The sequence below is a fragment of the Succinispira mobilis DSM 6222 genome, assembly GCF_000384135.1.
Taxonomy (GTDB): domain Bacteria; phylum Bacillota; class Negativicutes; order Acidaminococcales; family Succinispiraceae; genus Succinispira; species Succinispira mobilis.
Window position 1 is genome coordinate 1,775,279 of record NZ_KB913028.1, and the last position, 13,922, is coordinate 1,789,200.

The following is a 13,922-nucleotide window of genomic DNA, read 5'->3' on the forward strand; positions in this document are numbered from 1 at the left end:
ATGCAACCTAGAGCAGCTACTTTACAAAAAATAAACTCCAACAATGAAAAATTTTATGCTATTACTCCTTCTATTCCAGGCGGATTAGTCGAGGCTGACTTTTTAGAAAAACTGGCAAAAGTTGCCAAAAAATATAATGCCATTTTGAAAGTAACTACAGCACAACGAATCATGATTACTATGTTGAAATCTGAAGATGTTAACAAAGTCTGGGATGAATTAGGAATCGAACCAGATGATAACTCTAACAATTGTGTTCAGAGCGTTGTATTTTGTCCTGGTGATACCTTTTGTAAACGAGGTAAGCAAGATAGTGTCCAGTTGGGTAAACTTTTAAATAACGACTATTTTCATAAACAGATGCCGCGTAAATTTAAAATTGGTGTTTCTGGTTGTCCTAACGCTTGTGGTTTTACGCAACTTAAAGATATAGGTTTAGTAGGTTTAATTCAAGGCTGGTCTATTTATGTAGGTGGACAAGGCGGTTTCAAACCCCGGATCGGACAATTATTAATTGAAAATTTAACACTACAGCAAGCCTATAAACTTACCCATATAATTATTGCTTACTATCAAAAACATGCTCGTTTAGAACGTTTGGGCGTATTTATTGAACGAATTGGCTTCGATCTATTTAAAGACGCAGTTTTAAATATCTTTTACAACAACACCACCACTGAGTTTTCAACACCTGAAACAGTTGCTCCATCTAACGTTATTAATAGTTCAACCCCTAAGCTTAAGCAAATAACTTTAGACAGTATAATCGCAGATATCATCTCTAGCTTTCCAGAAACAATTCCCGTATTGCAAAGTATGCAAATGGGTTGCCTAGGTTGCCCTTCGGCTACTGGTGAAACATTAGCTGCTGCTGCAAAAATACACGGTTTAAATGAAATAAAACTATTAAATGAACTAAACAAAACTATACAAGGTGGTGCATCCAAATGAGTCTTTTTTTAGGTAAAATCCATTATTGGCTTTTCAACAAGGTTCTTCTATTAAATAACCGGACTGCAAAATTAGTCAACGCATTAAAAATACACTACCCACAACAAATTGAAGAGTTTTGGCAATACACTTTGGAAAATACAGCTCCCCCTTTACCGCCTGAAAAAGATTTGGCAGATTTAATTGACCCAAATAATATTCACGCTTGGCTAGCTGCTCAAATTAATACTGCGCAAATGCGTGAAGCAATCTTTATAAATGAATGTCAAGAAAATCTTCCCTCAGAAGCTCTAATGTTAATCAAGCAAACTTTTATAAGCGAAGCACAAATCCTAGCCGAAAAACTTCTTGTTACTGAAAACTATAGTAACGTCAGTGCTCCCGAGTTATATACATTGTTAAACGATCAATTACTAAATGGCATGCCCTGCGATAGCGAAGATCAAATTGAACAAGAAGGCCCACTCTATATCGCTTGGTCAAAATCCTCTTGCAGTAAATTAGAACTCTGGAAAAGTTTAAATGTCAACGTTGCGCTAATGCAAGAATTATACTTTAATTGGATATCTACTTTTTTAAAATGTTTAAATTCTAATGCTGTACTCTTAAAAACCCAAAATGGGTTAGCAATTAAACTAAAAGAGTAAAAAATTATTTAGTACTTTCCCAGAAGTTATGATAAATATATCAAACTTCTGGGATTTTTTCATGTCATAGATAATAAATTTTGCTATACTTATAATTAAGAAGATTTTATTTAAGGAGCAAATTTTATGAGCACAAGCAAAAATCTTGTAGAAGAGCTTGATATATTAGTTGCCAATAACATTATTAGTAGTGCGGTTGCAAATAATATTCGTGCCTACTACGAAACCAATTCACCTGTGAAAAAAACTAGCTGGAGCGTTGTGGTTTTTTCGCTAGGTATAATTTTTATAACTTTAGGGCTTATTTTTCTTATCGCTTACAACTTAGAAATGTTAGGGCAATTTCCAAAATTGTTTTTAGCTATTTTTATTCTAATTACAACCCAGTTGCTTAGTTATCATACAGTTTATAAAAATAATTCTCTAGCCACAATAATCAAAGAAACTATCCTCTTAGTTTATTGCCTACTGCTTGCCGGAAGTTTAATTTTAGTACAACAAGCCTTTGTGCTTGATGGCACGCTCCACGATTTTTTATTCATCTGGTTGATTTCCGTACTACCTCTTATTTATCTAAAACCTTTCAATTGTCCGATTATCATTTTTAATTTTTTAACTTTTTTTTGGTTACTATCTATGCACCACACCGCTAATTATTGGTTAATTTTACCAATATTATTGTCAATATATCCCGTAATAACTATACTTACTAAGCATCATCTTAGATACTTACCATTTATTTGTTGGCAAGTTGTAATCAATATTTTTACTGCCTGTATTGTTATTTACGATAAATTCAGCCCAAACTTGTCCTTACAATTTATAATATTAATCGCAGTTTTGTTCGCGCAACTTAGCAATTTTTCTTCAGAAAGCATTTTTAAAAAACCTTTAAAATTTATTGGTTATGGTGTCAGCCATTTATTTTTACTCATAAGCAGTTTCAATCATTTCGGTTGGAACGCTCAATCTATCACTACAATTCCTCTAACTACCTGGCTAATGTTTGCAGCTGCTTTAATAAGCAATTCTATCCTTAGTTATTTACTTTGGCAAAAATCCTGCTTAACTTTACCACAAAAACTTTTTTCAGCTGCGCCTATTATAATTTTTACTCTCTCATTCTTTTCCAAAGCTATAATCTCTAATCACTTTATATCCTGGGTAATTAGCCTTTATTTATTGGTTCTGTATTTAACTTACACATATTTCGGATTCCGTTCTTTAACTAAAAGTAATCTAAATTTAGGTATGTTAGGTTTAATTATTCTAATAATGTTTAAAGTTTTTGACTACGAATTAAGTTTTCTAAGCAAAGGATTAGTTTTTATTTCTCTAGGCTTTATTTTTATTTTTGCCAATAAAATTTTAGAAAAAAAGCAACGAGGTATTTCCAATGAATAAGCAAATTAAAAATTTTATTTTCGTTGCTCTCCTACAATTTGTAGTTCTAGTCTATCCAGTATATATTTGGCAAGATATAACAAATTCCGGGACAGAATATAAGTTTTTAGTTGAGATATCCCCCCCACACAAAACTTTTTCTGGCTATTATTTAAACCTTAATTTTGCCACAAGCAAATTCACGACAACTGAGAAAATTCCTACAAACAAGCAACTATACGCGCTATTAACAATAGATCAACAAGGTTTTTATCAAATAAGTGCAGTTAAACAAGATTTACCCCAGAATAACAATTCATATTTTCTAACAAAACTAAATTATCAACATAACAATGAACTCCATCTTGATATTCCTTTTAACAAATACTATATAAATGAGCGCACAGCAAAAAGCCTCGCCCTTCAACCTTTAGACAAACAATCTGGCAACTACGCAATTGTATCAATAAAAAACGGGCATGGCGTAATAAAACAAATCTATTATAATGACATTCCGTTAATAAACTAAACTTATATTTAAAGAGGTGTTGTTCTTTTGTCTATCCAAGAAATTCTTTCAGAGCTCCAAAATTGCGAAAAGCTCCAGCTTTTCCCCAAAAAAATATCCAATTTTAAACTTTTTTTAGAACTTAAAGAAACCCCAATTGGAATTGATATTTTCAACTACGAAAATAATAATAAATTCGCTAAAATATCTTTATTTTATAATCTTGCTACCAAAGACTATATTTTAAAAGAAGCGCTAGGTTTAACAGAATTTTGTAATATTAAATTCATAAATCCCAATCGTGATCTTTTATTGGATATGCTTTTGACTAACCTAACAGTAATTATTCAACGCTATTCTAGCACCAATACCAATCCCATTTTGTTAGAAAAAGGAATAATGCAGTTTAATTTTAATTTTCCTTCCGAAATTAATGGCTTTAAGTTAATAGTCAGTCCCAGTAATCCATTTTCCTATCTAAGTGGCTCTAGCATAATTCTTGACTATACTAATTTTGCAACTAATAAACAACTATTGATTTACTACAATGAGTTCCGCAATGATTTTTTTGCCGAATATCGCGTAAATAATGTCCTTTTTCCTTGTAGTAAATTTGATTGTAATACATTAGTTGATTTGGAAGACTTACTTAATAAAAACCTATATCAAACTCTTAAAGAAATATAGCAATAAATACTAAAACACTAAAATAACAAAAAAAGTCAACCTTTTAAAGGCTGACTTTTTTGTTATTCAATTAACTATTTATGACGCATATGTGGAAACAAAATGACATCACGAATCGATGTACTGTCAGTTAAGAACATAGTTAAACGATCTATACCGATACCTAATCCACCTGTTGGTGGCAAACCATACTCAAGAGCTGTAACAAAATCCTCATCCATCATATGCGCTTCATCATCACCCGAAGCTCTCTCTGCCACTTGTTTTAAAAATCTTTCTTTTTGATCAATTGGATCATTCAATTCTGAAAATCCGTTACAAATTTCCCGAGCAAAAATAAACCCTTCGAAACGATCAGTTAATTCCGGCTGTAATTTATTGCTTTTTGCTAAAGGAGATATTTCTTTAGGATGACCAATAATAAAAGTTGGTTGAATTAACTGTTCTTCAACTAATTCTTCGAACACCAAGTTAATTATTTTTCCAATTCCATCATTTTGTTCGTAATGAACATTAAGGCTTTTAGCTAATTCTCTAGCTTTATCCAAATCATCTACAGAATTAAAATCTACATTTGTATATTGTTTAACAGCATCAATCATCGTAATTCGATTCCAAGGTGGTGTTAAGTCTATCTCTTGGCCTTGATAGTTTATCTTCATAGTACCCAAAACTTCTTGTGCTGTTTGAGAAACTATTTCTTCTGTCAAAGCCATTAAATCTTTATAATCTGCATAAGCTTGATAAAGTTCTACCATGGTAAATTCCGGATTGTGCTTTATCGAAATACCTTCATTTCTAAATACACGCCCCAATTCATAAACACGTTCAAAGCCACCCACAATTAAGCGTTTAAGATATAATTCTGGCGCAATACGCATATATAATTGCATATCTAAGGCATTATGATGCGTCACAAAAGGACGAGCTGCAGCTCCCCCAGGAATTGGATGCATCATTGGTGTTTCTACTTCCAAAAATTCTTTGTCATTTAGAATATTTCTTATAGTACTGATAATTTTACTTCTTTTAACGAAGGTGTCACGCACATTAGGATTAACAATTAAATCTACATAACGCTGACGATAGCGTGTCTCTACATCTTTTAAACCATGCCATTTTTCTGGTAAAGGACGCAAGGATTTAGTTAAGAAGGTTATATCTTGGGCTTTAATACTAACTTCTCCAGTTTTCGTGGTGAATACAGTTCCGGTAACGCCTATAATATCACCTATATCATATAATTTAAAAGTATCATATAATTCGTCCCCTAGAACATCTTTCCGGACATAAATTTGTATTTTTGCTGTTTTATCCATAATATTCCAAAACATGGTTTTACCATGACCACGCATCGCCATAATTCTACCTGAAACTTTTACTTGCGTTTCATTCGCAATCAAGGTTTCACAGTTATCTAGAATATCTTGTGCATGGTGTGAATAATCGAACCGACTCGCAAAAACTTCAATATTTTTTTCTTGCATAGTTTGCATTTTTTGCAATCTAACTTGCATCTGTTCACTTAACTCTTGTGCTGTCAACTCTTGATTTTGCTCTTGATTATCTGCCACTCAAATCACTCCAAATTAATCTATTTTATCTTCTAATTGTTAAAATCTTGTACTTCAAAATTCCCGCTGGCACATGTACTTCAACAATATCGCCAACTCTTTTGCCGACAATAGCTGCCCCTACTGGTGATTCATTAGAAATTTTATTTTTTACTGGATCAGCTTCCGCTGAACCAACGAGTGTATAAGTTAATACTTCAGCAAACTCTTCATCATAAATCTCTACCGTAGAGCCAAAATTCACTACTTCTGTGTCAATATTGCTATCATCAATTACTTTTGCAGTTCTGATCATCTTTTCTAAGCTAATTATTTCACCCTCTACAAAAGCTTGTTCGTTTTTTGCATCTTCATATTCGGAGTTTTCGCTTATATCGCCATAAGATATTGCTTGTTTTATTCGTTCTGCCACTTCTAGTCTCTTCACTGATCTTAGTTCCTCTAAGCGAACCTCTAATTTCTTAAGGCCTTCGGCAGTTAAAATAGTTTCTTTTTCCGTCATTTAGCAACTTCTCCTTATACTCATAATTTTTTATTATCTATAACTGAAAATAATTAAAGCAGTGCTATTTGCTAGCACCACCTAATAATTAGCTATCATATATTGCGAGTAACAAACCTTCTGCCTAAGCTACGTTGTATTTTCTCAATTTCTATTTTCGTAACCTCTTGCTCCGCATTTCTAAACCCAGCTAAGTGAAAATTGTGCTTTTTAGCTAATCTAGTAATTGTATCTATCTGCTCAATAGAAATTTCTCTACCCAAAGTAAAGTTTTCATATTTGCCTTCTAACGCTAAAATCATTGTTTCGGCCATACAAGCATATGCTGTTTGTTCTGGAAATCCAAAATTGAAACCAAACTCCACATTGCCTGGAACACTAACAATGCCACCTTCTATAACGAGAACATCCTTACGTTTTCTACTAACCTCAATTGATACATTTCTAGGTCTAGCGACATCACAAATGACTGCCCCTGCCTTTAAATCTTCTGGTTCAATTAAACAATCCAAAGCACTAGTCACCGCTATAACAACATCGGCATTTTTTAAACTTTCTTTAACGTTGTCTGTAGCAATAATTTCACCTACTGCCTCACGTCGCACATCTTGAGCTAAATTTTCTAATCGCTCACAATTTCTAGCAACAAGAGCAATTTTACCAGATTCACGCGCTAAAATCCGCGTGCAAGCTGCACCAATAGATCCAGTAGCTCCTAAAATAACCACATTACAATCCGCTAACTCTTTCCCCATTAGTCTAGTTGCAGCACGAGTCCCTTCTAAGGCTGTAGCTACTGTATAACTATTGCCAGAAGTTACCGCTATATTTAAATTTTTCGCAATAGTTATTCCTGCATCACCCACAACAGAAGTAAAAGCCCCTAAGCCAACTATTTTAGCGCCTAGATTTTCGGCCACCTTACCCGCTTGAATAATTTTATCCAAAACAATTTCTTCTGGCAACTCCAACATTTGCCGTGCTGTTAAAGGACAGCCAATAAACCAGCCTTCCGCCTCCGCATGCACAGATTTAATTCCTGTAATATGCGAAACTTTAAAAGATGGAATATATCTTAAAATACCTTCTAAACAACTCTCGGGCAAATGTTTTACCAAAGAAAATTTCTTGGCAAAATCTCTAGCAACTAGTGGATGCACTATAAATGCAAAGCGTTGCATGTTTAATCCTTCTTTCTTAGTATAAGTATTCAACTCTAGGTTTTATCTCTAATTTATTTAACAACAAATCATACTCAGCAGAATCTAACCTTTTGCCTTCATTTGCAGCCACTAGCAACGCTTCTAAAACATTAGTTCCAAAGCTTCGACCTTGCATCTGTGGTGTTGTTGTTACCAGCAGCTTTACCCCATTTTTTTTCAAAAGATTAAGGTCAGTTGTAGTAACAGTATTGGTAATAATTATTTTGCCTTCCAAATTATCAGGCATATACCTTTTTATTAAATGAAAATCACCCGCAATAACTTCATTATCATCAAAGTATTCCGGATGTCTTATTACCTGTTTTTCTTGTTCTGAGCCAATGGGATAAAATAGCTTTATTGGTAACTTTGTAATTATTGGTGCTACAAATTTAGCTAGGTTAGCTAAACTACTTAATTTTCGCAAAGGTATATTCACACCTAAACCGTAAATCAAATCACCATAAACTACTTCTGCTCCACAAGCATCTAAAGCTTCTGCCAAACCAAATCGATCTACGGCACAAACCAACAATACTTTTTTATTTTTTAAGTCAAGCCCATGTTCGCTCTTTAAAATATCGGGAATTTTTCTCTCTAAAGTATTTTTTACCCCACTACCGTCAACTATCGGTGTTTGCCTTGCAAATTTGACAATTTTTGCCGACTCGCTAAAAGTATAACGTCTATTACCAGCATATATATATAAATCCGTACCACCTAATCCAAAAGCATCCACACTGCCATCATACTTTTTCAATAGTTCACAAGCAAGTTTTTTATCACCATCAGTTCCCCGACGTTCAATTATAAATTCTTGCCCTAGAAATCTCTGTATCAGGCGAGTATCTCTACTACTAGAGCCTAAACTAATGCTTAAAACATGTTTCATTTGCACCACCAACTATAATATAGATAATTAGGTATAAGAAATTTTATCACAAAATACAATTTCACTCAAGTGCTAGATATTATTCCCATAAGCCACAAGAAAAAGATTATATTTTCAGCAAACGCTCTAAATAATCAATACTGAGGTTTTCAAATTCTTTAACTTCAGTGGCTCGATTAAACAAACCACGGTATTCTGTAGCAAACGGTAATCCTTTTACATAAGATAAAGCATGACGTCGCATTTCTTTTACTGCTATTATCTTACCTTTATGTTGTACTAACAAATTCAAATGTTCCAGTAACATAGCAAATCGTTCTTCTAATGTTATTTGTTTAATTTCTTGTCCTTGCAATAATTGTGATATTTGTTGAAAAATCCAAGGATTACCTTCAGCACCTCTTCCAACCATAACTGCCGCACATCCTGTAAATTCAAACATTTCCTGAGCTTTAGCAGGAGTACTTATATCACCATTACCAATAACTGGAATACTTACACTATCTACAACTTGTTTAATCACATTCCAATCTGCTTGGCCTTGATAAAATTGTTCACGAGTTCTAGCATGTATTGCAATTGCATCCACTCCTGCTTTTGCAGCTTTTTGGGCAACTGTAATAGCATTAATACTATCCTTATCCCACCCACTTCTAATTTTCACAGTCAAAGGAATTTGCAAACTGTCTCGAACCCTTGCTAAAATCTCGTATACCAACTCTGGCTTCTTTAAAAGTGCCGAACCTTCATTATTATTTACTATTTTAGGGACTGGGCAACCCATATTAATATCAATAGCCGCCGCTCCCATTTTTTCTACTATTTTTGCCGCTTTCGCCAGTTCTTGTGGTTCATTGCCAAATAATTGAATCGCAACCGGTTGTTCCTCTGGTAAAGTTTTTAGCAAATCAAATGTTTTTTGATTATCGTAAAGTAACCCTTTAGCACTAACCATTTCACTAACTAACAAGCCCACACCTTGTTTTTTGCATAACAACCTAAAGGGCAAATCCGTTACTCCTGCCATTGGTGCTAATACTGTTGGTACCTTAAGCTGCATTTTCCCTAAAAACAAATTCTTATCCCACCTATTTTTAATTCTCTTTAGGCTGTTAAATAGCTGTAGTGGAAATCCCACCACAGCTATTTAACAAAATCTTTTTATCTAGGATTACGTTCATGTAAAATTTGTAATCCATCTAAAGTCAAAAATGGTTCTACTGTATCAATAGTAGATGATTCTGCCGCCATTAAACTGGCCAAGCCGCCAGTTGCGACAACAAAAACCTCAGTTCCTAATTCGAGTTTCATTCGACGCACAATCTCATCAACCTGACCGACGAAACCATATATTATTCCCGATTGCATACTGCTAATAGTATTACGACAAATAACATTTTTAGGTTTTATTAACTCTATCCTTGGTAGTTTAGCCGCTCTTTGAAATAACGCTTCTGTAGCAATACCAATCCCAGGAGCTATTGCGCCCCCTAAATAATCTCCATTTAACGCTAATGCACAAAAAGTAGTTGCCGTACCAAAATCTACAACAATTAAGGGCATTTCTTTATCTTTATATTTTTCATAAGCAGCAATAGCATTAACTATTCTGTCTGCACCAACTTCGCGCGGATTTTCATATTTCAGACAAATTCCTGTCTTTATTCCTGGGCCTACAATCAAAGGGCGAATGTTAAAATATCTTTCGCACATTTTGCTTAGAGGTACTAACAATGGTGGCACTACTGTTGAAATAGCGATTGCATCTATATCTTGCATAGCGACATTGCTATACGCAAACATATTGCCTAATAAAATTCCATATTCATCTATAGTTTTTTGTCTATCAGTAGAAAACCGCCAATTTACAATTAGTTCCTTTTCTTTATAGACACCTGCCACAATATTAGTATTTCCCACATCAAGTACTAATAACATTTTATCCTCCTAAAACATATAAAAAATTTAAATAAATTAATTAGGAACTATATAGGCTAATGCTCTTTTAACTCTCAAGCCAATATATGCCGCCATTACTGCTTTTATTAAATCAAAAGGCAAAAATGGTATTACCACCATTTTTATCGCTACATCCCAGGCTAAAGGTTTATTTAATACATACTTCATGCTTAAAACAAAACCAATAGTGCCTAAAACATATACCACTAGCAAACCTAACATAAACACGATAAAGGTTAATTTGAATTTTGTCAAGCCTCGTTCTGAAAAAAAACCAATTAGATAAGCACTAACTAAAAACCCAATCAAAAATCCGCCCGTTGGACCTATAAACGTAGTTATGCCTGCTTTTCCACCCGCAAATACTGGTAAACCCAGACACCCAATCATAAACCAAACTAGAACACTAATACTAGCCCATTTTTTTCCTAAAATCAATCCAGTTAGAAAAATAAAAGCTATTTGCATACTATGAGGAACCAACCCGATCGGTATAATTATGTAGGAACTTATGCACAATAGTGCCGCAAAAAATGCAGCTAAAATCATTTTTTTTTGATTCATGTTATTTTCTCATCCTTATCGACACATCTCCAGCTAAAACTGTTTTCAATTCCCCGTCACTTTCAACTATCAAGGCTCCATCTGCATCTATATCTACAGCACGACCTTCATAGCTTTCCTTAATGCCCTTAACCGTGACTGGTTTATTTAAAGTTATTGAGTACTTGCGCCACTCATCTAAAATTTGCGCAAATCCCTTGCTATTTACTTCTGCGTATCCTATTTCAAATTGTTTGCATATTTCCGCAAATAATTCGAGTCGCGAAACTTTCCTATCCAAAACGTCATTTAAGCTAATAGCAATATCTTCTAATTCTTCTGGCAATTGTTGTTTGTTTAAATTTACATTAATTCCCATTCCAATGACAATATAATTTATGCCATCCATTTGCGCATTCATTTCAGTTAAAATTCCTACCAACTTTTTGCCGTTTATAAAAATATCATTAGGCCATTTTATTCCTACACTAACTCCATATAATTTTGTAAAAACACGATGCAACATAACAGCTGCTAACAAGGTGCATTTAGCTGCTTCTTGCGGTAACCACTCTGGGCGCAACACCACCGTCATCCAAAGGCCTTCACCTTTAGGCGAATACCAACCACGTTGAATTCTACCTTTACCTTTTAACTGTTCTTCTGCAACTACAACTGTGCCGTGTACGGCTCCATTTTGAGCTTCTAATTTAGCCACATCATTAGTTGAAGATACACTATCATGATAGATTATATTGTGCCCTAGCCAATCCGTCTTTAAATTTGCCGCTAACTCATGGGGCAATAATTTATCAGTTATTTCCTCTAAAACATACCCTTTTTTGCCGATAGTCAAAATGTTATAGCCTTCTTTTTTGAGCGTTTTTATATGTTTCCAAACCGCCATTCGCGAAACACCTAACTTTTGAGAAATTTTCTCACCCGAAAGCGGTTGTCGCTCTTGTGCCTTGAGAATTTCAAGTATTTTAAATTTCACTTTTACTCACCCCTAAAATATATTAACAAAATAGCAGGCACATTGCCTGCTATTTTGCATATTAATCCCTAAACTTATAGGGTTTCAGGTTGCTCTAAGGGAGTTTCCTCAACTGCATTTACAGTATCGGTTGACATTGCAACTTCTTCTGTCTGTTCTGAAGCACTTGCTGGCAACATAAGGTTTTCAATTTCCTTACCATCAATAGTCTCTTTTTCAAGTAATAGAGCCGCTATTGCATCAAGTTTATCCATATTTGCCAATAATAGTTGTTCAGTTTCTGAATAAGCTTCCTCAATAAAAGCTCGTACTTCTTTGTCAATTGAAAAAGCCACTTCTTCACTATAGTCTTTATCGCGTCCTAAGTCTCTACCTAAAAAGACTTGTTCTTGGCGTCTACCAAAAGTTATTGGCCCTAATTTCTCGCTCATACCATATTCGCAAATCATCTTCCGCGCCAAAGCGGTCGCTCTTTCCAAATCATTTTGAGCTCCTGTTGAAATTTCTTTCAAAACAATGGCCTCTGCTACTCGGCCACCTAAGAAAGTTTTCAATTGATCTAATAGTTCAGAGCGCGTTGCATAATAACGGTCTTCTTTAGGCAACATTAACGTGTAACCCCCAGCACGACCTCTAGGTATTATGGATACTTTATGAACTGGGTCAGTATGTTTCAATAGCATCCCAATGAGAGCATGTCCTGCCTCATGGTAAGCAGTTAAGCGACGTTCTTTATCGCTAATAACTCTACTTTTTCTCTCTGGTCCTGCTAATACACGCTCTACAGATTCTTCCATTGCATTCATATCAATAGTTTTACGATTTCTTCTAGCCGACAATAAAGCAGCTTCATTTACCAAGTTACTTAAATCTGCACCTGTAAATCCTGGAGTACGTCTAGCTAAAATACCCAAGTCTACTTCTGCATCCAAAGGTTTGCCTTTAACATGCACTTTTAAAATTTCTTCGCGTCCTTTAACATCAGGACGATCAACTACAATTTGACGGTCAAATCGACCTGGTCTTAACAATGCAGGATCTAAAATATCTGGCCGATTTGTTGCTGCAATCATTATAATCCCTTCATTAGCACCAAAGCCATCCATTTCAACAAGCAATTGGTTTAAAGTTTGTTCACGCTCATCATGACCGCCACCTAACCCTGCACCACGTTGTCTACCTACAGCATCAATCTCATCAATAAATATAATACATGGGGCGTTTTTCTTCGCTTGCTCGAATAAATCACGTACCCGTGATGCACCAACCCCAACAAACATTTCCACAAAATCAGAACCGCTAATACTAAAAAACGGAACCCCAGCCTCACCAGCTACAGCCTTTGCCAACAAAGTTTTCCCTGTTCCTGGAGGTCCAAATAGTAAAACACCTTTGGGTATCCTAGCACCTAAATCATTAAATTTTTTAGGGTGTTTTAAAAACTCTACAACTTCTTCTAACTCTTGCTTGCACTCATCAGCGCCAGCCACATCAGCAAAAGTTATCTTTAATTTTTCTTCACCATATAACTTAGCTTTACTTTTACCAAAGGACATAACACGACCGCCGCCGCCTTGAGTTTGTTGCATTATAAAGAACCAAACTCCAATAAGCAGCAACATTGGCAAAATGGACGAAAAAATACTAGTCCACCATGGCGGTTGAGGTGGCAATTCTGCTTTTATTTCTACATCATTTGCCCGTAAATTTGTAATTAATTCTGGATCACGTGGTGCTATAGTTGTAAAATCCTTTCCTGACTGTAATTTGCCGGAAATAAAATTATCTACTATAGTTACTTGGGTTATTTCTTTTTGCTCTACTTGTTTTATAAATTGACTATAACTTATTTCTTGCTTAACATTTGTCTTCGCAGAATAAAAATCTATTAATGATATAGCAATTATAATTATCAACAAATATACACTTACATTTCTAAAAAACTTATTCAACTCATTACCTCCTTCTAAAAATAAAGAGACAGCTTCTGCTCTAGCACTATATGCTACATTTTTATATAATACACTAAAAACCCTAACTTTAACAAGCTAAAATTAACAAATTTTTGTTAATTTTA

Annotated in this window: 14 protein-coding genes; 5 read left to right on the plus strand and 9 right to left on the minus strand. The window is 34.5% G+C overall.

Annotated features, from left to right (window positions below):
- The 5 genes from SUCMO_RS0108410 (at position 1) to SUCMO_RS0108430 (ending at position 4,176) form a co-directional block, all read left to right on the plus strand.
- Positions 1-951: a DUF1858 domain-containing protein gene (locus SUCMO_RS0108410; protein ID WP_019880235.1), complete on the plus strand. Its 951-nt coding sequence runs from the start codon at positions 1-3 to the stop codon at positions 949-951.
- The gene (locus SUCMO_RS0108415; RefSeq protein ID WP_019880236.1) at positions 948-1,598 is read left to right on the plus strand and encodes a hypothetical protein; all 651 of its coding nucleotides are present in this window, start codon (positions 948-950) and stop codon (positions 1,596-1,598) included. The genes SUCMO_RS0108410 and SUCMO_RS0108415 overlap by 4 nt, the downstream gene beginning before the upstream one ends.
- 126 nt (positions 1,599-1,724) lie before the next feature.
- Entirely contained in the window at positions 1,725-3,002 is a 1,278-nt protein-coding gene (locus SUCMO_RS0108420) for a DUF2157 domain-containing protein (RefSeq protein WP_019880237.1), read from the plus strand.
- On the plus strand, positions 2,995-3,510 hold the full coding sequence (locus SUCMO_RS0108425; protein ID WP_019880238.1) for a GDYXXLXY domain-containing protein: 516 nt from the start codon (positions 2,995-2,997) through the stop codon (positions 3,508-3,510). The genes SUCMO_RS0108420 and SUCMO_RS0108425 overlap by 8 nt, the downstream gene beginning before the upstream one ends.
- Before the next feature lie 27 nt (positions 3,511-3,537).
- Positions 3,538-4,176 (plus strand): hypothetical protein, encoded by a 639-nt coding sequence (locus SUCMO_RS0108430; RefSeq protein WP_019880239.1) that lies wholly within the window; start codon positions 3,538-3,540, stop codon positions 4,174-4,176.
- 74 nt (positions 4,177-4,250) lie between these two features.
- On the opposite strand, the gene lysS is transcribed toward SUCMO_RS0108430, so the two are convergent.
- The 9 genes from lysS to ftsH all read right to left on the minus strand — a co-directional run bounded on the left by lysS (position 4,251) and on the right by ftsH (position 13,797).
- Complete coding sequence (gene lysS, locus SUCMO_RS0108435) at positions 4,251-5,693, minus strand: lysine--tRNA ligase (protein ID WP_051084580.1); 1,443 nt, start codon at positions 5,691-5,693, stop codon at positions 4,251-4,253.
- A gap of 82 nt (positions 5,694-5,775) precedes the next feature.
- Complete coding sequence (gene greA / locus SUCMO_RS0108440) at positions 5,776-6,252, minus strand: transcription elongation factor GreA (RefSeq protein WP_019880241.1); 477 nt, start codon at positions 6,250-6,252, stop codon at positions 5,776-5,778.
- 95 nt (positions 6,253-6,347) lie between these two features.
- Positions 6,348-7,433, minus strand: coding sequence for an NAD(P)H-binding protein (locus SUCMO_RS0108445; RefSeq protein WP_019880243.1), 1,086 nt, complete (start codon positions 7,431-7,433; stop codon positions 6,348-6,350).
- 16 nt (positions 7,434-7,449) lie between these two features.
- Positions 7,450-8,346 (minus strand): hypothetical protein, encoded by an 897-nt coding sequence (locus SUCMO_RS0108450; RefSeq protein ID WP_019880245.1) that lies wholly within the window; start codon positions 8,344-8,346, stop codon positions 7,450-7,452.
- A 106-nt stretch (positions 8,347-8,452) separates the two neighbouring features.
- Positions 8,453-9,421: a tRNA dihydrouridine synthase DusB gene (gene dusB / locus SUCMO_RS0108455; protein WP_019880246.1), complete on the minus strand. Its 969-nt coding sequence runs from the start codon at positions 9,419-9,421 to the stop codon at positions 8,453-8,455.
- 86 nt (positions 9,422-9,507) lie between these two features.
- The gene (locus SUCMO_RS0108460; protein ID WP_019880247.1) at positions 9,508-10,284 is read right to left on the minus strand and encodes a type III pantothenate kinase; all 777 of its coding nucleotides are present in this window, start codon (positions 10,282-10,284) and stop codon (positions 9,508-9,510) included.
- A gap of 36 nt (positions 10,285-10,320) precedes the next feature.
- Positions 10,321-10,869, minus strand: coding sequence for a biotin transporter BioY (locus tag SUCMO_RS0108465; protein ID WP_019880248.1), 549 nt, complete (start codon positions 10,867-10,869; stop codon positions 10,321-10,323).
- 1 nt (position 10,870) lies between these two features.
- A complete protein-coding gene (locus tag SUCMO_RS0108470; RefSeq protein WP_019880249.1) occupies positions 10,871-11,845 on the minus strand; it encodes a biotin--[acetyl-CoA-carboxylase] ligase in 975 nt (324 codons plus the stop codon).
- A gap of 74 nt (positions 11,846-11,919) precedes the next feature.
- Positions 11,920-13,797, minus strand: coding sequence for an ATP-dependent zinc metalloprotease FtsH (gene ftsH, locus SUCMO_RS0108475; RefSeq protein ID WP_019880250.1), 1,878 nt, complete (start codon positions 13,795-13,797; stop codon positions 11,920-11,922).
- Between the last annotated feature and the right edge of the window lie 125 nt (positions 13,798-13,922).